This window comes from Halotia branconii CENA392 (assembly GCF_029953635.1).
GTDB classification, from domain to species: domain Bacteria; phylum Cyanobacteriota; class Cyanobacteriia; order Cyanobacteriales; family Nostocaceae; genus Halotia; species Halotia branconii.
In genome coordinates this window covers 2,020,261-2,041,584 of sequence record NZ_CP124543.1, presented here as the reverse complement: position 1 = coordinate 2,041,584, position 21,324 = coordinate 2,020,261, and the positions used below count along the sequence as shown (strand labels likewise).

The window sequence follows — 21,324 nt, the reverse complement described above, 5'->3', positions numbered from 1 at the left end:
GACGTTGGACTAATAACTAAATATATGCTGAAATATCTTCACCACATTCATCTGCTAAATAAGATAAGGCGCGAAAACGTAACCCTACAAGTTGCTCATACAGAGGGTTAAGCTTACACATAGGCGGGATGTGAACAATTTTGCGTCCAAACAAAGTGACATCTCGTTCAAAGGGACATTGAGCAGGAATCATTTTACATAAAAAGCGGGCAACTCTAGGGTCTTGAATATCTAACCCATCCAACCAGTCACGTAGAGGGTTTAGTGCTTGATCAACTTGACACGTTGTTTGTTCATCTGTGGGGATAATTTGCTCTGGATGTTCTAGGGTGTGGCGTAGAGATTCTAGTAAAGCTTCTGGCTGTTCTAAGGCTTGGCACAATTGATGTAGAACTTGATCTTCACTCGGAGAATATGTACCATCAGCGATCGCTACCATGACAGCTGTACGTAGGAAATTTGCCGCTGCTGGTGTGCCTTTACCTAATATCGCGGCTAATTCTTCCGGTGTAATTACTTCTAGCGAATCCCATTCAATACTAGGAGCTAATTCATCCTTTGTAATATTGGCTATTGATTGCTGTTCCTGTGTATCAAAATTACCATCTGCCCAAGCAATGGTGAGCAGTCCACGTAACCAAGCGGCAATTTGTTCGCTGCTATAGGGTGATTGAACGGCACTTATCATAAACTCACGTCTTAGGTTTCCTTTTTCATTACTAGGCTACCTTTAAGTAGGCTCAATTGTTACACAATTCATTCAACGGTTAAGGGTTGGATATCAAGATTGTATAATTCGACAATCTGCGTAAACGCTTATAGCTAGCTACACATAGCAACTAATTTGACGGCTAAATACAATAAATTGCCACTATGACACAATACATTTGAGCTAAACATTTTTTTATTCTCTCTGCGTCCTCTGTCTTGAAAAGTTGTTCATGGGGGAAACCCCCAAGACCACACTTTTCGCTGCGCCCTTGGCGGTTGATTAAAAAATTGACTTGGAAACAGAATTTTAGCCTTACTAAACCGTATTGCACTATGACAGATTTATCATCAGAAAATCACTTCCAACCGATTAACTTATTTGAGTATGAACAGCTAGCAAAAAAGTACTTGTCTCAAATGGCTGTTGATTACTACAGCAGTGGTGCTGGAGATGAAGTCACACTGCGGGATAATCGTGCTGCTTTTGAACGTATCAAATTGCGACCTAGGATGCTAGTTGACGTGAGCGATCGCAATCTCACCACCTCAATTTTAGGACAACCTCTGCAACTACCATTGTTAATTGCACCAATGGCTTTTCAATGTCTAGCTCATCCCCAAGGAGAGGTTGCCACAGCACAAGCCGCGGCATTAGCAGGTGTGGGTATGATATTGAGTACAATGGCTACTAAGAGTATAGAAGAAGTTGCATCTGTAGCTCACCAAAATAATGCAGTGCAATGGTTCCAACTATACATCCATAAAGATCGGGGGTTGACTCGTACATTAGTTGAAAGAGCTTATGCCGCAGGCTACAAAGCTTTGTGTTTAACTGTGGATGCTCCTGTTTTGGGACAGCGAGAAAGAGATAAACGTAACGAATTTGCCTTACCACCAGGATTGCATTTAGCTAATCTTGCAACTATTTCACAGCTAGATATTTGCCATGAGCAGGGTGAATCTGGGTTATTTACTTATTTTGCCCAGCAACTAAACCCAGCAGTTACTTGGCGTGACCTGGAATGGTTGCAGTCTATATGCCCACTGCCTTTAGTACTCAAGGGAATTTTACGAGCAGATGATGCCTCGCGCGCTGTAGAGTATGGTGCTAAGGCCATTATTGTTTCTAATCATGGTGGTAGACAGCTTGACGGTGCGATCGCATCTTTAGATGCCCTACCTGAGATAATTGCAGCAATAGACGGTAAAATAGAAGTCCTCATAGATGGAGGTATCCGCCGGGGTACAGATATTCTCAAAGCTTTAGCAATAGGAGCTCAAGCAGTACTCATCGGACGACCTGTTTTATGGGGCTTAGCAGTAGGAGGACAAGCTGGTGTATCTCACATCATCTCCTTGTTAGAAGACGAACTAAATATTGCCATGTCTCTCAGTGGCTGTACCCAGTTACAAGATATTGACTTCAGTTTAGTCAAGTCAATCAATATTTAGAGATTAATCAATAAATCTCTCAAAAAAATTTTACTTGTTGTTGTAAATTTACTAAATAGAGTATTATAGTAAAGTTCCATCCAAGGGCGGGTGGCGAAACTGGTAGACGCACCACACTCAAAATGTGGCGACCTTGCGGTCATAGGAGTTCGATTCTCCTCCTGCCCACTTACCAAAATATGAGTTTAGTAAGAGCTTTTATTGAGAAAATTGTTTGGGCTTATACTATTAAAGCCTAAAAATTAATTACTTAGTTGTGGCTACTCTCGCAAAGTTAGCCGTATACTGAACTTTTTAGATGAATAAATTACAAGATCTGAGGTAAGGTATTTTGTCTATCTTTAGGTAGAGGAGATTTATACTATTTTTAGCTAGTTTACTTGTGTCCGTATTTTTCGCATTTCTAAGTAAAAAATAAAGCTTTTACGTAGATTGACAGTCAATTTATACTTGTCAACAAACAACAGTTAAACGTATGTCAGAAAATAAATCTAAAGTTAATTTAGTAATTTTCAAAATGCAATAATAAAAAACTATCAATACGATAAATGTACTTCACACAATTGAATAAAATTTACTAATCATAGATGAGTTCAAATTATATTACGTATGTGCATGTTTATAATAAGTTTATATTTAATAATCTTTTTTAAGAGGTAATCAAAGTGCATATCAAAAACTCACAAATCAAATTTTTTATTTATGAACTTGTAAAACCCATTTTACAAATACGATTTTTTGGAAATACTCGTTTCTGTCCAGTTTGCCAAAGTCATCTGCGAAACTTTGAGTCAATATCTCCTGTTGGTAAATTACAGTCGCACGTAAAGTGTCCTGTTTGCCGTTCACTAATGCGACACCGACTAATCTGGTTATTTTTTGAAAGATATACTAATCTTTTTGATTTAAATAAGAAAAAAATGCTCCATATAGCGCCAGAGTATAGTTTTCAAAGGCGTTTAGAGCGAATGAATACAATAGACTACTTGACCGCAGATATTTCTAAACCTTCTGCAACGGTAAAGATGGATATTACAGATATCCGATACCCAGATAATACTTTTGACGTAATTTATTGTAGTCATGTTCTCGAACACGTTTTAGACGATAAGAAGGCAATGCGTGAGCTTCATCGAGTTTTAACAAATAAAGGTTGGGCTGTTCTACAAGTACCAATTATAAACCTTGAAACCACTTATGAAGACTCATCAATTACAGATCCGAATGAACGATTAAAAGCATTTGGTCACCCAGAGCATGTTAGATGTTATGGAAAACAAGATTATGAGCAACGTCTAGTTGATGCAGGTTTTAACGTCAAACGTATCAAAGCCCTTGAATTTGTAAGCCAAGAGGAAATAGAAAAGATGAGAGTTTCCTCAAAGGAAGATGTTTTTTTCTGTACTAAGTTATAAAGTGAAGCATATTTTTAACTTAATATATACATAACTATGTAACTAAGAAAATACTAATTTCTTAGTAGAAAAGGGAAAAATAATCAAGCTGAAGGTGGTTCAGCAAGAAAATAACAATTCAAAAAACAAAGCCAAATATTGCCATAAAGGATAAAGCAAAGCAATAGATAAGGGGAAGAAAAGTAAATCTTCCCCTTTGTTTTTGAGTGTTACCCTAAAAATAACGAGCTACAGTACACATAACAGTAAAATTAACAGTTACTTAAATCACATTTTTATAAACATAAGAAAAATTTATTAGTTTTTTGTTAAAAGATAGTATTTCAAATTAAAAAAAAACTTTATGATTTTTGGTTTCTTCATATATCAATTTAATCAATTAATTCTTCAGAATTTTGCTTTAATACAGGATTTATCGCTATATAAGGGATTATCTCGTAAAGATACTTCACGAAATTGTAATATTTGCGTAAACAAAACCTAAATAATTTATGAAGTAAATATAAACTTTATCATTAAGAACGTAAAAATAATTAATTCAACCAGTAAAATAATATACGGTTACAGATAGTTATAATTGACTTCAAAAAAATTACAAAAATCACTTAGAGAATGATATTGTCTATGTGTGTTCAAATCTGAAAGCGCTCAAAGTACCGATAAAAGTTAGGGTTTATGCTACTTTATTTTTTTAGGTAAAAAATTCCCTAGTTGATCTGTAAATTTACATCTTTGACATGAATGAGGGGTAATTTATGGTAGGAAGAGTGTTTCTGCCTACTCAAAAAGTGCTTGATTTTCCTATTACTGCCTTACGTTTTGAGGATCACATACAAGCAATAATGAAGTGGGCGATCGCACGTGCAAGCAAGACTGTATGCGTAGCTAATGTACACATGCTCATGGAAGCTCACTGGAATCCAGATTTTGGTAGTGTACTACAGAGTGCAGATATAGTAACTCCTGATGGAATGCCTTTAGTTTGGATGATGCGACAAATGGGAGCGCGTTATCAAGATCGTGTAGCCGGCATGGATATTTTTCTAGCCTTATGCCATCAAGCCCAAGCACAAAATTTAAGTATTTTCTGTGTCGGTTCGCAAACAGAAATTCTTTCCAGAATGCGAAGAAGGTTAGAGCAGGAATTTCCCCAGCTGAAAATAGCAGCAATGGAACCTTTGCCATTTCGCCCTTTAACTGAAGCTGAAGACGAAGCTTTGATTAATAAAATTAACTCTAGTGGTGCTGGCATTGTACTAGTGTCCTTGGGATGTCCAAAACAAGAGAATTGGATGGCTCAGCACAAGGGTAAAATTCAGGCAGTCATGATTGGGTTAGGCGGAGTTTTCCCAGTTTACGCAGGTATCCAAAAGCGCGCTCCACGGATAATAAGAGATTTAGGAATGGAATGGCTTTATCGGTGGATTCAAGAACCACGTAGACTTTGGCATCGCTATGCTACAACAATTCCACCATTTATATGGTTGGCAACTAAACAACTACTATCATCAAGTCGCCTTGCAGGGGTTTTCCTTGGGACTAGTGAATAAATAATTTAGCAATTTTATATCAAGCATGAGTATAGTTTTTATTTGTGCTTAGCTATTATTTAGCAGTAACACAATCAGATTCAATCAACATAGTAAAGTAAACCAATGGCTTTTTATTATTGTTGATAGCATCTAAAATAACAAACAAAAACTAATTGTAGAAAATAAACAATGAACAACTTCATGGTAGCTGTTTTAGTTGCTTTACTTCCATCTAAACTGAAAATCTTAGTTTTAAAAATGATGGGGCATGAAATTGGAAAAAATGTTTACATTGGTATGTCTATATTGAATATAAAAAAAATAACGTTAAAAGATGATGTAAGAATTAAAAATTTCAACTATCTAAAAAATCTCTCTCATCTGACTATGATGGAAAAGTCAGCTATTGATGGTTCGTTTAATTGGTTTACTGCTTCAAAAACACATGACTACGGTCAAGAAGGTTTTGGATGTATAACAATTGGTGAAAGAACTCGTATATTGAGTAGGCATTACTTAGACCTTCAAGAGCAAATAATCATAGGTAAAAAGTGTCTCATAGCTGGTAGTAGTTCATCGTTTTACACTCATACCATAATTGCAGATCCTGATTATAGAGAGACTAACAAACCAATTATTATTGGTGATTATTGTTATATTGCTAGTCATTGTATACTTTTACCTGGTGCAGGTATAGGGTCATTTACTTTAGTCGGCGCTGGTTCTGTGATTACGAAAAATTTCTTGGATAAAAATTATGTTTTAGTTGCAGGAAATCCAGCAAATGTGAAAAAAAGCTACCCCAAAGATGCAAAGTTTTTCACAAATAATGTCAAACCGCGTGAAGTGAAGTTAGAAAAATCTGAAGCTTCTCTAAACCAAAAGTAAATAACATGATGATAAAAGAATAATAAATTTATGTTTTTACAGAGTAGTCTAGTCTAATTCAGTGAATTTATTTCGTATATTTGCAGGTTTAATAAGGAGCATAACCTTAGTTGAAGTTGAATTTGGCTAAATCAGTTTTTTTCCAGCCATTTTATTGAATTAATCCTGTAATGCAATCACCAAAACAATCATCAAATTTACGACAAAAGGCTGTTAAAGGTTTAGTTTGGTCTGCGATTGAGAGTTGGGGCAGTCAGGTAATTTCCTTTGGTGTTTTCTTTTTACTAGCCCGTCAACTTGAGCCAAAGGCTTTTGGTTTAGTTGCTTTAGCCAGTGTTTTTCTAAGTTTCATTCAATTATTTGTCGACCAAGGATTGTCTACAGCAATCATCCAGCGCCAAGAATTAGAACCAGAACACCTAGATACTGCCTTTTGGACAAATATTGGTATCAGTACTTTATTATTAATCTTAAGTATTTTATGCGCTAGCTTAGTTGCCGATTTTTTCAATCAGTCAGCACTGACACCGATTATCCGCTGGTTATCTTTCAGTTTTTTATTTAGCGCTTTGAGCAGTGTTCAACAAGCAATATTTCAACGTAAGCTTGCCTTCAAAGCTCTTGCTATACGTACACTATCTGCGGTGATTGCTGGCGGTATTGTAGGTGTGACTATGGTTTTTACGGGATTCGGTGTCTGGAGTTTAGTTGGTCAGCAACTAGCCAATGGTTTGGTACAAGTATTTACTCTTTGGGGAGTTAGCGATTGGCGACCAAGATTTAAGTTTTCTGCAAAACATTTCCAAGAATTATTTTCATTTGGCATTAATGAAGTAGGATTCAACGTTTTCAACTTTTTTAGTCGTCGTGGAGATGATTTTTTAATTGGGTACTTCTTAGGTCCAATTGCTCTGGGTTACTACAGCGTCGCCTATCGTATATTGCTAGTCATGACTCAGCTTTTGATAAGCACGACGAGCAAAGTTGCTTTGCCAACTTTTTCTAAGATCCAGCATGACCCTGAGCGCATGAGACGTGCCTTTTATAGTGTTACTCAGCTATCCAGTTTCATTGCTTTTCCCATGTTTCTAGCAGTTGCTGCTCTGTCTCCTGAACTAATCAAGGCTATGTTTGGTAGTCAATGGTTACCGAGTGTACCAGTAATGCGTGTCCTCACATTTGTAGGACTTCTTCAGTCAGTTTCGTTTTTTAATAATTCAGTGATATTAGCCCTAGGTAAGCCATCCTGGAGACTTGGAATAACAGTCTTAAATTCTGTGGCTAATGTTATGTCTTATATTTTGGTAGTTAAATGGGGAATTATTGCTGTCGCATCAGCTTTTGTTATTCGAGCTTATCTATTTTCACCCATTCCAGTTTGGATGATTCATAAATTAATTCATATCAATTTAACTACTTATCTTCAACAGTATATTACACCTCTTATTAGTTCGTTAGTAATGGTTGTTATGATTTTAGGAATAAAATATTTTTTAGGAACATCAATAAATTTATACTTAGTATTAACTATTTGTATTGTATTTGGTACTGTAATATATGTAGCAATGATTCGACTAAGCGCACCAAGCCTTTTCAAAAAAGTTCTTTATTTAATTAAAATTCCTGTAGCTGAAAAAATGAGGTAATTGAGGTAATTAATGAATTTCTCCGTCAAAAATATGTAATCACAAACAATTTAAAACAATCAGAAGTTTACTTAAATATATGAATACAACTTTTAATAACCAAAAGATAAGTAAATTGATTAAATTAATTGTTCCTCAAAGTGTAATTAAAGTTAGTTCTAAACTAATTAATAGTAGTAAAATAAAAAATAAATTATCACATTTCCTACTGCAAATAGCAGTAAAATCAGAACTGTTAAGTTCTCTTTATTATGCCTTATTTTCAAGAGCTTTTGCCAAAGAACATCGAGGTTGTATATACGGTCAGTTAAAATATATTGAAGGCCACCCAACTAATCAGGAAAGCCAATATTTGTTACGACGTAATATTCATCGAATAGAAAAAGGTTTGCTGATGCAACCTCGGCGTGATGTCTTTGCAACAGATTATATATCGGAGACTGTTCAAAGCTATGAAACAGTTTTAGCAGGGTGTGATGATTATGCTGACTTAAGTGAGTTAGGTTGGGCTTGTGATGTATTATCAAAGTATTTTACAGTTGTTGCTTCCCATCCAGTTATTGATGAGATGAGAAAAAAATTTTTGGCTCTGAAGCATGTTGCTTCAGCAGAAGTTCCTCGCATTCCATACAAACGGGATTTGAGCAAGCCTACATCTGTAAATTATGAAAATTTACTAGAGCTTTCTTATCGGAGGCGGTCTGTTCGCTGGTATTTGCAAAAACCCGTGCCAAGAGAGCTAATAGACAAAGCGATTACAATAGCTGCTCTTTCTCCAAGTGCCTGCAATCGACAACCTTTTGAATTTCGAGTTTTCGACGAACCACAAATAATCCAGAAAGTTGCCTCTATTCCAATGGGAACTCAAGGTTTCAGCCACAACTTTCCAGTGATTGTGGTTGTAGTTGGTAAATTAAGAGCATACTTTAGCGAGAGAGATCGTCATGTGATTTATATCGATGGTTCTCTTGCCTCAATGTCTTTTATGTATGCTTTAGAAACGTTAGGTCTCAGTTCTTGTCCCATAAACTGGCCTGACATTGATTTGAAAGAGAGGGAAATGGCGACATTACTTGGACTTGAACTTGATGAGCGCCCTATCATGTTGATATCTTTGGGGTACCCCGACCCAGATGGGATGGTAGCCTATTCACACAAAAAATCTCTTAGTCAGCTTCGTAGATATAGTTAAATAGTATTGGCAATTTTTTGCTAATAATTAGGTATCCACTCTCTATATATAGATATAATTTTTAGGTTTAGTAACAAAGCATACAAAATTGTTTGAATGGAGTCACAAAATGATTGTTGAAATTCGAGGCATTAATTTTAAGAACAAAGGAGCAGAGTTAATGCTTCACGCTGTTATACAAAAGCTTTCCGATTGGAATGAAGAAAATATCGTAGCAATTCGTCCTAAGACTGGAACGTACAAGCAGAGGTCTCAACTTGGACTTTATCAGCTTATTACTTCAGATAAAAATATTCCATTTTTGAACTCGGCAATCAATACTATTAATTATTTAATGCCTCAAAAGTTGAGGCATTCATTGGGATTAATAACATATCCAGAGATTGACTCAGTTTTGGATGCTTCGGGTTTTGCTTATTCCGACCAATGGAACTTACAACAAACAGTTGTAATGGCAAATTTAGCAAAAAAATGTAAGAGGGAAGGCAAAAAAGTTATTTTATTACCCCAAGCTTTTGGCCCTTTTGAAAATCCGCAACTAAAAAAAGCTTTTATTGAACTGCTAGATAATGCAGATTTGGTATTTTCAAGAGATGAGATTTCTTACAAATATTTAATGGATTTAGGGGCGAATTCGTCGCTTATTAAAATGGCGCCAGATTTTACAAATTTAGTTAAAGGGTCTATTCCTGAATATTTTGATACCCAAACAAAACGCGCCTGCATTATTCCTAACACGAGAATGCTTGATAAAACTTCAGGTAATGTTCAATCAAAGTATCTTTCCTATTTAGAAACTTGTCTAGATTTTTTCACAGAAGTAGGGCTTAAACCATTTATTTTAATTCATGATACCACTGATAACAATTTAGGAACACAGATGAGATCAAAGTTTGGAGAATCGCTAGAAGTTATTTCAGAAAGTAATCCTTTATATATCAAAGGTATACTTGGTAAATGTCACTCAGTAGTTAGTTCTAGATTTCACGGTTTAATTAGTGCACTTTCACAAGGAATCCCTTGTTTAGCAACTGGGTGGAGTCATAAATATCGGATACTATTGGAAGACTATAATTGTGTAGAGTGTTTAGTTACTTCGTTTGATTCACAAGAAAAGATCAGAGATCATCTCAAATTAATTACTGAAGACCATAGTCGTTCTGAGCTAATTGATAAAATAAATAAAGCAGGTTTGGAACAAAAAAAATTATCTTATGATATGTGGTCAGAAGTTTATAAAGTGTTGACTTCTTAGCGAATTTTATCAAACCGTAACTAATAGTATCGTCAAAGAATACTTAAGTTATCAAATATCCGATATTATGTTATTTTTCTGCATCATAGCTAGAAAGATTTACTTTTATTTGGTCATATAATTCAAATGAAAAATAGAGAATCATCTTTTTTGGCTCAACCTTTCGTTTCAGTAATAATTCCAGTTTTCAACGACACAAAACGATTAAAAAGCTGTTTATTAGCTTTGGACAGGCAAACCTATCTGAAAGAGTTTTATGAAGTAATTGTGATTGATAATGCTTCTAATGAAGCTATTGGGGACGTGGTTAACGAATTTGGTCAAGTAAAAGCTACTTATGAAAGTGTTCCCGGTTCTTATAAGGCTAGAAACAAAGGAATTTCACTTGCAAAAGGTGAAATTTTAGCTTTCACTGACTCAGATTGTATTCCAGATCCTGACTGGATTGAAAAAGGTGTAAAACATTTACTTAGCACTTCTAATTGTGGATTAGTAGCTGGTAAAATAGACCTCTTTTTTCAAAATCCAGATAGACCAACATCTGTAGAAATATATGAAAGTATTTGTTTGAATTTTCCTCAAAAAGAAAAATTAGAGGAGCTACACTATGGCATGACTGCAAATATTTTCACCTTTAGATGTGTATTTGATAATGTAGGTTATTTTGATAGTACTCTTAAATCTGGTGGCGATCGCCAATGGGGACAACGAGTCTTTGCAGCTGGCTATGAGCAAGTATATGCAGATGATGTATGTGTAAAACATCCTGCAAGACACTCCTTTTTGCAGCTAAGAAAACGAATTGCACGTCTTACTGGTGGAAAATTTGACAGAATGATGAGCGAAAATCCTTCATTAATAGACATAGCAATTGATATATTAGAAACTTTTAAGCCTCCTTTTAGGAGCTTATATCATGCTTGGACTAATCAAGAGTTAAAAAGCACTCAACAAAAGCTTCAGTTGATTTTAGTCATGTTTTTTACAAGATATATAATCATTTTAGAAAAAATTCGCCTATATTTAGGTGGGATATCTGCAAGAGGATAGTAGTAATTAATAGCTTTTCTCTAAGTTTTAGTTTTAAACTTATATATTTTATACCCTAACAGACAATGATAAATTCCAATAAATCTGCAAATCTTGAAAAATCATCCATGTTGAGTGACACTCCTGTAGTCAGCATCATTATAGGTAACTATAACTATGAACGTTTTGTCGGTCAAGCAATAGATAGTGTATTAAAGCAAACATATCAAAATATTGAGGTTATCGTTGTAGATGACGGTTCTAAAGATAAATCTCGTGAAGTTATCTCTCAGTATGGAGATTTAATAGTTCCTATTTTTAAAGAAAATGGTGGACAACCATCTAATTACAATGCAGGCTTTGCCCAAAGTACAGGAGAAATTATTTGCTTTTTAGATTCAGACGACATGTTTGTGCCGGATAAAATAGAAAAAGTAGTTAAAACATTTAAATCATCAGAGGAAATTGGTTGGTGTTTTCATAGTATGCAGTTGATTGATGAAGACAACAACACGTTGCCCATAACAAATACACCAAATTATGTAACTCGTGAATGTGATTTTCGACCATTGATCAGTGCAGGTCGAATCCCTCCCCATATTCCTCCTTGTTCTGGTCTTTGTTTTAGGCGATCGCTTTTGGATAAAATCTTACCTATGCCTGCTCCAAAAATAATTACTAACAATGATTATTATGTCAAATTTATGGCAGTTGGGCTAAGCAAAGGTTTTATTTTAAGTGATGCATTAACATTACAAAAAATACACAGTAATAATGCAGCGACTTTAAGGAAAGATAGACAAGATCAAAAAGCTAGAAAGTTTATGTATACAGCTCTTTGGGTCAAACAAAAATTTCCTAAATTTTATAAATTTGCTAATAAATTAATGGCAGTTGGTATGGGATTTCAATGGCAATCTGGCAACAAAGATTCCATAAATGAAAAAACTATCAATGATTATTTATTTTCAATTTCTAACAGAGAAAAACTGAACATTTACTCGCGAGCAATATATTACTATTTCAGATCGCTCATAAAAGTTTAGTAGTTTTTTTTAAAGTTATGTCTAATCCTAATCTAATTATATTCACTGGTCGCCTTCTACCAAAATCAGAAACTTTTATCCTTTCTCAAGGAGAATGTTTGCATAATTTTACTTCCCATTATGTGGGCGCGCGTTTAGTTCAAGGATTAATTTTACCGCCTGAACGCATGATTATAATAAATCAAGGAAATTTGTTTGGCTCAGCCAAAGAAATTATTTTTAAATTCTTCGGCTTTGCACCAAAGTTCTATAAACAAGTTAAGCAGTTACTTCCTGTTTTAATCCACGCCCATTTTGGAGTGTGTGGAGCTTTAGCTCTTCCTTTAGCGCGATCTTTGCAAATACCACTAATTGTTACATTTCATGGTCTTGATGCTACCATGACAGATGAGTATGCTCGGCGTGATTCTATTAGTACTCGCATTTACCTTAAACGTCGAGAAGCCCTCAAACAAGAGACTCGGTTGTTTATTGCTGTGTCTGAGTTTATAAAGGCAGAGCTTGTTAAAAAGGGTTTCCCTTCAGATCGGATTTTGGTGCATTACATCGGCGTAGATACAGAATTATTTAAAGTAGATCCCAAGGTAAATCGTGAGTCGATAGTATTATTTGTTGGTCGGCTAGTTGAAAAAAAAGGCTGTGAGTACCTGATTCAAGCAATGGCTAAAGTACAATCAGTTCTTCCTGATGTAGAATTGGTCATTATTGGTGAAGGCCCTTTACGCTTAGAGTTAGAAGCGCTAGCGTCAAAATTACTCCACCGATATCAGTTTCTGGGATTTCAACCGTCAGATATTGTCAAAAGTTGGATGAATCGCGCTCAATTACTCGCTGCACCAAGTATCACTGCCACTCAAGGAGATTCTGAGGGACTACCTATTGTTATTCTTGAGGCTCAAGCTATGGGAGTACCTGTTATTAGTACTTTTCATGCAGGTATTCCAGAGGCAGTAATTCATGGAAAAACCGGTTTTTTGGCAGCAGAGAGAGATTCACAAGCACTTGCTGAATATACTTTACAGCTGTTGAAAGACCCAAAACAATGGCAACACTTTAGTTTACAAGCACGGAAAAATATGCAAATTAACTTTGATAAATCTAAGCAAAACAAGATTTTAGAAGAGATTTATGAAGCAGTATTAAAGGATGAACTTTCAATTATGATTGGAAATTCAAAAAAACTTAATTGATAATACTCTTTCATTCAACAAACAATTTATTGAAATTATCTGGCTGATATCACAGAAGCTTAATTAGTTTATTCAGTAGTATGCAAATATATTTTTATGAAGTAGTTTCTTTAATAAAACAAGCTGGCTAATATTACTGAAAATTAAATTGAAAGCAGTATGTTTAATGGTTTAAATTAATGAGTTTTCTAAAAATTGTAGCTTCTGCCTACGCCTGTAGACCAAATATGGGATCAGAGCCTGGAGTAGGCTGGAACACAGTTTGTGAGTTGGGTCAATATCATAAAATATGGGTATTTACTAGAGAGGATAATCGCTCATATATTGAATCGAAGTTAAGTAGTAGTCCAATTTCTGGCTTGGAATTTGTATATGTTGATGTTGATTTACCTGGGTCAAAGTGTTGGAAACGTAGTCTTGGAAGAGTGCATATTCATCACTATCTCTGGCAAATAAAAGCTTATTTGCTTGCTCGTAAATTACATCAAGAAATTGGTTTTGATCTTTCACATCACATAACTTATGTGAGATATTCATCACCGAGTTTTATTTCATTCTTACCAATTCCCTTTATTTGGGGACCTGTAGGAGGGGCAGAATCAGCTCCTAAAGCCTTTTGGAAAGATTTTAGTGTTCAAGGCAAAATGTATGAAATTATACGAAATACAGCTCACAAACTAGGTGAATACGATCCATTTGTTAGGCTTACCATACAAAATAGTACTCTAATTCGAGCAACTACCGAAGATACTGCTAAGCGTCTGCGGCAAATGGGTGCAATAAATGTGCAAGTTTATTCTGAATCAGGTTTATCAGAAGAGGAAATTCAACAATTAGCTCAACGCCCGATTCCTGATAGTCATCAAATTCGGTTTATTAGTATGTCCAGATTGCTACATTGGAAGGGTATTCACTTAGGAGTTAAAGCCTTTGCTCAAGCAGATTTACCTAATGATACAGAATACTGGATTTTGGGGGATGGCCCTGAAAGAGAACGATTACAAACTCTTGTAGAAGAACTTGATGTTAGTAAACGAGTAAAATTCTGGGGTAGATTGTCAAGATCTGAAACTTTAAACAAGCTCAGTCAGTCCCATGTGTTAATTCATCCGAGTCTACATGATTCTGGGGGATGGGTTTGCTTAGAAGCAATGGCAGCAGGTTGCCCAGTAATTTGTTTAAATTTAGGAGGCCCAACCGTTCAGGTTACGGCAGAAACTGGCTTTAAAATCCAGGCATCTACACCTGAAGAAGCAGTTTGCGGACTAGCTGAGGCAATGACTCGTTTAGCTCAAGATGGAGAATTAAGGTTAAGTATGGGTTACGCAGGACAACATTTAGTTGCTCAATCCTTTAACTGGGGCAAAAAGGCAGAATCTTTAGCGCAACTCTATGAAAAAACGGTTCAAGATCATGAGTACAGTAATAAAGCTTTAGCTTAAAGGCACGGTAACAGAAAAGATGCGTATACTTAGTATACATAACAACTATCAAATTCGTGGCGGCGAGGATGAATCTCGCGAGTCAGAAGAATGCCTGTTACGGCAAATGGGTCATGAAGTTGATGTTTACCAAGAGCATAATGAACGGGTAGCAGCTATTGGAACTATACCAATGGCACTTAGAACCGTCTGGTCAAAAGAGTCTTACAACATAGTCAAACAAAAACTTAGGCGTGCTAACTGCGATTTAGTGCATATCCAGAATTTTTTCCCTTTAATTTCTCCATCTGTTTACTATGCAGCTAAGTCAGAAGGTGTACCAGTAGTTCAGACTCTGCGAAATTACCGTCTTCTGTGTCCTAATGGCTTATTTTTTCGTGATGGTCAAGTCTGTGAAGATTGTATGGGGAAGTTTGTTCCTTATCCTGGAGTTATGCATAGCTGCTACCGCAAAAATCGCCCAGCAACGGTTGCTGTGGCAACTATGTTAACTGCACACCGTACCATACGCACTTGGACGGAGATGGTAGATGTTTATATTGCTTTAACTGAGTTTGCGCGACAAAAATTTATCGCAGGTGGTCTACCAGCAAAAAAAATTATAGTTAAACCTAATTTTGTCAATCCCGATCCAGGAATGGGGGGAGGTTCTGGTGGTTATGCTCTGTTTGTAGGTAGACTTTCTATAGAAAAAGGATTAGATACCTTACTTGCGGCTTGGCAAATTTTAGATGGAAAAGTTCCCCTAAAAATTGTTGGAGATGGTCCACTAGCTTCTGAGGTAATGGAAGCAATAAAAAAAATACCTCAGGTGGAATGGCTAGGACGTAGACCAATGTCCGAAGTACATCAATTAATGGGGGAGGCAATGTTTTTAATATTTCCCTCCAAATGGTATGAAACTTTTGGTCGTGTGGCGGTTGAGGCGTTTGCTAAAGGTACTCCTGTAATTGCTGCTAACATTGGAGCGATCGCAGAATTAGTAGACGCTGGTCGAACAGGACTTAATTTTTCTCCTGGGAATCCAGAGGATCTAGCTGCCAAGGTAGAATGGGCTTTAGCAAATCCAAATTTATTAGCTCAGATGCGTCAACAAGTCAGATCTGAGTTTGAGGCTAAGTATACTCATAAGGAAAACTACCGTAGACTCATGGAGATTTACGAGATGGCTTCTAGTGTTAAATCTAAACAATTTAACTAAGACAATTAAAAACTAGAGGAAAAAGCATGAATATAGAAATAGCATCTCGTAAAAAAGCAGAAGGATATATTAAACTCTCAACCTTAATAATAATAGCATTTGCCAGTGCTTTTTTTGCGCGTCTTTTTGATACTATAGGTTTCCCTTCATACATCAATTTTCTGCATTTTGCCACTGTTCCATTAACTTTTGGAATTGTACTATTCACAACAAAAACAAAAAATAGCTATCAAATTGCAGCTACGTGGACTCTGTTATCTGGTCTACTTATCCTTATAGGAGTACTGTTGGTTAGTGCCCTTTTGAATCAAGCAGGATTAATCAATGTGATCATGGATTTTTTATTGCTAGCAGAATCTTTTCTGTTATTGATAGCATTAATTAGTCTTAATATGTATCCAAAAACATTGGAACGAATGCAAGTTTGGATAATACGTTTTTGTTTTATTAATCTGATCCTGGCATATTTGCAGCACTACATAATAATTCCTTTAATTTATAGTTCTTTAAAAACTACACTTCTAACTGTTGATTTAGTTCAAGGAGTTTTTTACATATCTGGAGCTGGAAACTCTTTATCAGCTAGCGTTTCAATGTTCTTTGGATTGTATTATTTTCAGAGTGGCAATAAAGCTCCTTTATGGTTGCGAATAACTGTGATGATTGCCGCGTTTTGGCAGGTCATAATTAGCGATTCTAAACAAGTATTAGTAGTATTCATATTAGCTTGGGGTATTTTGGCACTAACTAAAGTTAAGGATATTAAAAAATTACTCTTATCTGTCATAGGTATAGTTTTGATATTAGCTACACTTCTTTGGTGTGCTGAAAATTTACAAGCCTTCCGTCCTTTCAAAACTTACCTCGATCCTGAATGGTACGACCTTAATAGTCGTACAATGCAAATTAAATTGGCTTCGGTACAAATCATACCTTCTTACTATAAGTCGCCCCTGAATTGGTTTTTCGGTTTAGGCCCTGGACATACAGTTGGGCGTTTAGGAGGGTGGATGCTTAAGGATTATGATTACTTGTTAATTCCATTTGGAGCTACAGTACATCCTGCTAGTCAAGCTGTTTGGGATAGGTTCTCATCACTTGCTTTTGGTGGCGTTATAGGTTCTATCAGTACTTTTTTCTCTCCTTTTTGGGGATGGGCTGGGATTTGGGGAGATATAGGATTTGTAGGGTTGGGAGCATATCTTTATCTGGGATATTTGGTATGGAGTAAACTTTGCACGGATGATTTTTGTAAGTTATTGTTACTTAATATAGTCATATTTGGTTTTATTTTCACTCAGCTGGAAGAACCTGCTTATATGCTTTCCATTGCTATGTTTATTGGTCTGCGCTGGCATGAAAATAGGCTAGAAAGTTATAATCTTAATGACAATTTTTCAAATTAAATTGTAGAGTTTCATAGTCTGTTAAAGTATAAATATTTTTTATATCAATTTATGATCAAAGATATTTAGAAACACATTCTGTAATTCTGCGTATAATCGAGGGGTATATGCTTAACCTATTCGTCTAAGACTTGTTGCCCTCAATTATAGTTGGATGGATAAAGATTATAGATTAAAGCAAAATACGAGCTAATACGGTAACTATTTCTATTTTATTGCTTACAAGATACGCTGCCCATTGTTGATACGAAAGACAATAAATTTCAATTGAATCCTCTAAAGAAGTGATGTATTTGGCACATTCATTCATGAGTGATGAAAATAAGCACAACATTCAACAGCCATTAGTTTTGGCAGTAGAAGATCATGATGATAGTCTACTGTTAATGAGTTATGCCCTTGATTCACTTGGTTGTAGATTCATTTGTCAAGCAGACAGTTCTGCAACAGTATTAGTGGCAAAAGAGTATCAACCAGACCTGATTATGTTGGATATTTTGTTGCCAGGTTTAAGTGGAATTGATGTTGTACACCATCTCAAGCAAGAACCTCTAACTTGCGAAATTCCAGTAATTGCGGTTACAGCTTTAGCTACTAGACAAGATAGAGAACGCATTTTGATGGCAGGTTTTAATGACTATATTAGCAAACCTTATATGATTGAAGACTTAGAGACCATAATTCGGCATAATCTACAGGGTAGATTCCGTACTCAACTGACTTATGAATTATGTCAAGATTAGTTGTGATGCAACTTTATAAAAGAAACGAAAAATAAAAGAAGTGGTGTGGGATTCAATAGAAGAACTTAATCGTGCTTTGGTAGTTGCACTGTGAATATAGTACCTTGACCTAATTCAGAAGCAACTGCGATCGCGCCATTATGCCCTTCAACGATTCGACTTGATAAGTGCAATCCTAATCCACTGCCTGAGCGTTTATTTCTACCTTGACGAAATCGTTGGAAAACGTTGGGTTGGTCTTCAGGAGCAATGCCATAGCCTGTGTCTTCAACTTCTATAATTACCCAATCTGGACTTGGAGAATTGCTCGATTTTTCAAAAATCCGAATTTCTATACCTCCGGTATCTGTAAATTTAATGGCGTTACCAATCAAATTATTAAACACGCGCCTAATTTCTAGTGCATCTCCCATTATGACACCGCCATCTTCTCCCAGTTTTGCTAACTTACTGGTGTCTATTTTCAGAGTTAAACTCTTCTCATTAGCCAGGGGAGACAGTTCACTGACAACTTCTTGAATAATCTGCGGTAAATTACAGCTTTCCCAATTTAAGGTTTTTTTACCTGCCTCGAAACGATAAACTTCTAATAGAGTATTTACCATTTGCATCAAATTTTGGTTACTGCGAATCATCACTGCGATCGCTTGTTTCATTTCTGGCGAAATCTTGCAGAAAGTTTCTTGTTCAAACAAACCCAGCATCCGATCAGCAGCTACTAAAGGAGTGCGTAAATCGTGGGTGAGACGTGAAACAAAGTCTTCTCTTTGACGCGCCATCTTTTTTTGCTCGTCAAGACTATGCTTCAGGCGTAATAGCGATCGCACCCGTGCTAATAGTTCATCAGTATCAAATGGCTTGCGAATAAAATCGTCAGCACCAGCATCTAATCCCTCGACAACGCTGGATTCGTGAAAAGCAGTGATTAGCAAAATCGGAATATAGTTGAGAGCAGGATTTTTGCGAATCCGACGGGTGACTTCATAACCATCCATCCCTGGCATCATCACATCTAAAAGAATCAAATCTGGTGGGGATTGTTCTACATGCTGCACGGCTGATATACCATCTGCTGCTAAGTCAATCTCATATCCCTCACTTTCTAAAATAGTCTGAACCAAAATCAGATTATCTCTAGTATCATCAACGGCAAGAATGCGATCAATTTGAGAATTTTCTACAACGGACATGATTTATCAACTTCTATCTACATCAATTAAAATTAATTTATAATTGGCGATGAGGATAACCCATCGACGCTTTGCTAGACTCATGAGGATTGCGAACAGAACAAACAATGCTCTCACCCCCCCAGTGAAAAGCCGAAATATTAGTAACTGGGTTTTGTAAAGAAATTTGCCTTGGTATTTCAATCTTGAACATTGACCCAACGCCTAGTTGACTTTCTAAAAAAATTTGACCACCCATCATTCGCACTAGCGAATCGATAATTGCCAAACCCAGTCCTGTACCAGGGTATTTGCGAGTAATACTTTGATCGACTTGTCGAAAGGCTTCAAAAATATGTTTAAAATCTTTAGGAGCTATACCAATACCTGTATCCCGAACGGCGATCGCCACTCGATTTGCTGGAAGTTCTCTGACTTCAATCCAAATGTTGCCAGACTCTGTAAACTTAATCGCATTTGATAAGAGATTGACTAAAATTTGGCGCACACGCACTGAGTCATTATACAACACAGAGTTTTGTAAATCAGTTTGAACAATTAAAGACAAATTTTTCGCCTCAGCTAGAGAACGCATTTCTGTAACTGTAGAATTTACAACCTTTAATAAATCAAATAATTCTGGCTTTAATTCTAATCGTCCTGCTTCTAATTTAGAAAAATCGAGAACTTCATTTAATAACACTAGCAAATGCTTACCATTGTTGAGAATACGCTCTACCATATCTGCTTGTTTATGGGTAAGCTGAGCAAATTTAGGACGTAATAATATTTGGGAAAATCCAATAATGGCATTCATGGGAGTCCGCAATTCGTGAGACATAGTTGCCAAAAACTGGGACTTTAGCCTTGATGCTTCCGATAGCTTTAAATTTTGTAACTGAATTTGTTGCCTTTGTCTCTCTAGTTGTTGATTTTTGCGAATCAACTGTTCGTTACTTTCTTTTAACTGTTGGTTTGCTAATGCCGCTTGCATTTCAGCACGATGTACTCTAATTGCATTCCGCAAAATCTGTGCCAAAGTTTCTGAAGAGACTCTAGACTTAGAAAGGTAATCTGTCGCACCAGCCTTCATTAATTCTACAGCAATTTGTTCATCTCCTTGAGCAGTAAGAATTACTAAAGGAACTTTAATTTGCCAGGAGCGTAGCTTTTGAATTAGCGTCAAGCCATCTTGGTCTGGTAAACGATAGTCGAGAAAAACACAATCATAAGTTGTATTTTTCAGACTAGAAAACGCATCATTGCCGTTACACATCTCAGATAGTTCCATCCGCACACCTGCTTTAGTCAGAGCGCGGCGTACTGCCATGCGAGCTACCTCATCGTCGTCTACAACCAAAATTTTCAGCGTCTCTTCCATCGGTTTTTATTTTTGCTGCCAAACACAGGTTGATATATAGCATTGGTATTTTCAAACTTATCCAACTAAAATAATTTGAGATTTTTTAGATGGGGTTTTGATTGATGCTTACCCCTGACTTGATTAGGTCTTTCTACTTGCAATCTACAATAATTCCAGGATCTCGAACTAAAGTATCTCGCATAATATCTAAATATCTATTGAGATCGTGGTAATACTCAACAAAACTATTAAAGTTTACAAACTTCCGGATTATAGTCAGCAAGGTTAGTAATATAAATTTTATTGAATGACTACTTGACATTTATGACATCTATTTCATTCCTCCTTATAATAGATGGCTCAATTGTGACTGCATTTTTTTGATTGGATTGAGTTTGTAAATTTATCTTCGATCTAGTTGATAGACCAGAATCTCAGAATTAAAATTAGAGCTACTATATAATCAATAGTCATAGACCAATTAAAATTAGCAAGCTAAAAATGGCTTCGGGCAAATAAGAAAAAATTGAGTATCAAGTAAAATAAAATACTTTATCGAGCTTCATCATAATTGTAAATGAGCGAGTTAATGCCCGTCCTCAGTCGTTAGTGAGAGTTGGAGACTAATATTGTGTACCGTAAGC

General features: G+C 36.0%; 17 protein-coding genes and 1 tRNA gene. 15 read left to right on the top strand and 3 right to left on the bottom strand.

Features of this window, described 5'->3' with window-relative positions; genetic code table 11:
• Nucleotides 1–16: 16 nt before the first annotated feature.
• Nucleotides 17–688 carry a Mo-dependent nitrogenase C-terminal domain-containing protein gene (locus QI031_RS09055; RefSeq protein ID WP_281484851.1) on the bottom strand — a complete coding sequence of 224 codons (672 nt, stop codon included), beginning with the start codon at nt 686–688 and terminating at the stop codon, nt 17–19.
• Nucleotides 689–1,044: 356 nt separating this feature from the next.
• Between QI031_RS09055 and QI031_RS09050 the strand changes: the two genes are divergently transcribed.
• The 15 genes from QI031_RS09050 (at nt 1,045) to QI031_RS08980 (ending at nt 18,148) form a co-directional block, all read left to right on the top strand.
• Nucleotides 1,045–2,163 (top strand): alpha-hydroxy acid oxidase, encoded by a 1,119-nt coding sequence (locus QI031_RS09050; protein ID WP_281484850.1) that lies wholly within the window; start codon nt 1,045–1,047, stop codon nt 2,161–2,163.
• A gap of 84 nt (nt 2,164–2,247) precedes the next feature.
• Nucleotides 2,248–2,331 (top strand) — tRNA-Leu (locus QI031_RS09045).
• Nucleotides 2,332–3,014: 683 nt separating this feature from the next.
• Nucleotides 3,015–3,578 carry a class I SAM-dependent methyltransferase gene (locus QI031_RS09040; protein ID WP_281484849.1) on the top strand — a complete coding sequence of 188 codons (564 nt, stop codon included), beginning with the start codon at nt 3,015–3,017 and terminating at the stop codon, nt 3,576–3,578.
• Between the two features lie 755 nt (nt 3,579–4,333).
• Nucleotides 4,334–5,128 (top strand): WecB/TagA/CpsF family glycosyltransferase, encoded by a 795-nt coding sequence (locus QI031_RS09035; protein WP_281484848.1) that lies wholly within the window; start codon nt 4,334–4,336, stop codon nt 5,126–5,128.
• Nucleotides 5,129–5,311: 183 nt separating this feature from the next.
• On the top strand, nt 5,312–5,998 hold the full coding sequence (locus QI031_RS09030) for an acyltransferase (RefSeq protein ID WP_281484847.1): 687 nt from the start codon (nt 5,312–5,314) through the stop codon (nt 5,996–5,998).
• 170 nt (nt 5,999–6,168) lie between these two features.
• Nucleotides 6,169–7,644: an MOP flippase family protein gene (locus tag QI031_RS09025; protein ID WP_281484846.1), complete on the top strand. Its 1,476-nt coding sequence runs from the start codon at nt 6,169–6,171 to the stop codon at nt 7,642–7,644.
• A 79-nt stretch (nt 7,645–7,723) separates the two neighbouring features.
• Nucleotides 7,724–8,836: a nitroreductase family protein gene (locus tag QI031_RS09020; protein WP_281484845.1), complete on the top strand. Its 1,113-nt coding sequence runs from the start codon at nt 7,724–7,726 to the stop codon at nt 8,834–8,836.
• Between the two features lie 109 nt (nt 8,837–8,945).
• Nucleotides 8,946–10,091, top strand: a complete 1,146-nt coding sequence (locus QI031_RS09015) for a polysaccharide pyruvyl transferase family protein (protein WP_281484844.1) — start codon at nt 8,946–8,948, stop codon at nt 10,089–10,091.
• A gap of 126 nt (nt 10,092–10,217) precedes the next feature.
• Nucleotides 10,218–11,141, top strand: coding sequence for a glycosyltransferase family 2 protein (locus tag QI031_RS09010; RefSeq protein ID WP_281484843.1), 924 nt, complete (start codon nt 10,218–10,220; stop codon nt 11,139–11,141).
• 65 nt (nt 11,142–11,206) lie between these two features.
• On the top strand, nt 11,207–12,166 hold the full coding sequence (locus QI031_RS09005) for a glycosyltransferase family 2 protein (RefSeq protein WP_281484842.1): 960 nt from the start codon (nt 11,207–11,209) through the stop codon (nt 12,164–12,166).
• A 17-nt stretch (nt 12,167–12,183) separates the two neighbouring features.
• Nucleotides 12,184–13,356 (top strand): glycosyltransferase, encoded by a 1,173-nt coding sequence (locus QI031_RS09000; protein WP_281484841.1) that lies wholly within the window; start codon nt 12,184–12,186, stop codon nt 13,354–13,356.
• Between the two features lie 227 nt (nt 13,357–13,583).
• The gene (locus QI031_RS08995) at nt 13,584–14,798 is read left to right on the top strand and encodes a glycosyltransferase family 4 protein (RefSeq protein ID WP_281484840.1); all 1,215 of its coding nucleotides are present in this window, start codon (nt 13,584–13,586) and stop codon (nt 14,796–14,798) included.
• Nucleotides 14,799–14,817: 19 nt separating this feature from the next.
• Entirely contained in the window at nt 14,818–15,999 is a 1,182-nt protein-coding gene (locus QI031_RS08990) for a glycosyltransferase (RefSeq protein WP_281484839.1), read from the top strand.
• Nucleotides 16,000–16,025: 26 nt separating this feature from the next.
• A complete protein-coding gene (locus tag QI031_RS08985; protein WP_281484838.1) occupies nt 16,026–17,405 on the top strand; it encodes a hypothetical protein in 1,380 nt (459 codons plus the stop codon).
• Nucleotides 17,406–17,692: 287 nt separating this feature from the next.
• A complete protein-coding gene (locus tag QI031_RS08980) occupies nt 17,693–18,148 on the top strand; it encodes a response regulator (protein WP_281484837.1) in 456 nt (151 codons plus the stop codon).
• Between the two features lie 65 nt (nt 18,149–18,213).
• Here the strand turns inward: QI031_RS08980 and QI031_RS08975 are convergent, their stop codons facing one another.
• Together QI031_RS08975 and QI031_RS08970 are read right to left on the bottom strand one after the other, a co-directional pair.
• A complete protein-coding gene (locus tag QI031_RS08975) occupies nt 18,214–19,338 on the bottom strand; it encodes a sensor histidine kinase (protein WP_281484836.1) in 1,125 nt (374 codons plus the stop codon).
• A gap of 37 nt (nt 19,339–19,375) precedes the next feature.
• Entirely contained in the window at nt 19,376–20,698 is a 1,323-nt protein-coding gene (locus tag QI031_RS08970; RefSeq protein WP_281484835.1) for an ATP-binding response regulator, read from the bottom strand.
• Between the last annotated feature and the right edge of the window lie 626 nt (nt 20,699–21,324).

Bases quoted from the DNA above. Each gene is read 5' to 3' on its own strand.
- QI031_RS08980 (WP_281484837.1), top strand. From the start codon at position 17,693: ATGTATTTGGCACATTCATTCATGAGTGATGAAAATAAGCACAACATT.
- QI031_RS08995 (WP_281484840.1), top strand. From the start codon at position 13,584: ATGGGATCAGAGCCTGGAGTAGGCTGGAACACAGTTTGTGAGTTGGGT.
- QI031_RS09025 (WP_281484846.1), top strand. From the start codon at position 6,169: ATGCAATCACCAAAACAATCATCAAATTTACGACAAAAGGCTGTTAAA.
- QI031_RS08975 (WP_281484836.1), bottom strand. From the start codon at position 19,338: ATGTCCGTTGTAGAAAATTCTCAAATTGATCGCATTCTTGCCGTTGAT.
- QI031_RS09000 (WP_281484841.1), top strand. From the start codon at position 12,184: ATGTCTAATCCTAATCTAATTATATTCACTGGTCGCCTTCTACCAAAA.
- QI031_RS08985 (WP_281484838.1), top strand. From the start codon at position 16,026: ATGAATATAGAAATAGCATCTCGTAAAAAAGCAGAAGGATATATTAAA.
- QI031_RS09030 (WP_281484847.1), top strand. From the start codon at position 5,312: ATGGTAGCTGTTTTAGTTGCTTTACTTCCATCTAAACTGAAAATCTTA.
- QI031_RS09015 (WP_281484844.1), top strand. From the start codon at position 8,946: ATGATTGTTGAAATTCGAGGCATTAATTTTAAGAACAAAGGAGCAGAG.
- QI031_RS09035 (WP_281484848.1), top strand. From the start codon at position 4,334: ATGGTAGGAAGAGTGTTTCTGCCTACTCAAAAAGTGCTTGATTTTCCT.
- QI031_RS09010 (WP_281484843.1), top strand. From the start codon at position 10,218: ATGAAAAATAGAGAATCATCTTTTTTGGCTCAACCTTTCGTTTCAGTA.
- QI031_RS08970 (WP_281484835.1), bottom strand. From the start codon at position 20,698: ATGGAAGAGACGCTGAAAATTTTGGTTGTAGACGACGATGAGGTAGCT.
- QI031_RS09055 (WP_281484851.1), bottom strand. From the start codon at position 688: ATGATAAGTGCCGTTCAATCACCCTATAGCAGCGAACAAATTGCCGCT.
- QI031_RS09050 (WP_281484850.1), top strand. From the start codon at position 1,045: ATGACAGATTTATCATCAGAAAATCACTTCCAACCGATTAACTTATTT.
- QI031_RS09040 (WP_281484849.1), top strand. From the start codon at position 3,015: ATGCGACACCGACTAATCTGGTTATTTTTTGAAAGATATACTAATCTT.
- QI031_RS08990 (WP_281484839.1), top strand. From the start codon at position 14,818: ATGCGTATACTTAGTATACATAACAACTATCAAATTCGTGGCGGCGAG.
- QI031_RS09005 (WP_281484842.1), top strand. From the start codon at position 11,207: ATGATAAATTCCAATAAATCTGCAAATCTTGAAAAATCATCCATGTTG.
- QI031_RS09020 (WP_281484845.1), top strand. From the start codon at position 7,724: ATGAATACAACTTTTAATAACCAAAAGATAAGTAAATTGATTAAATTA.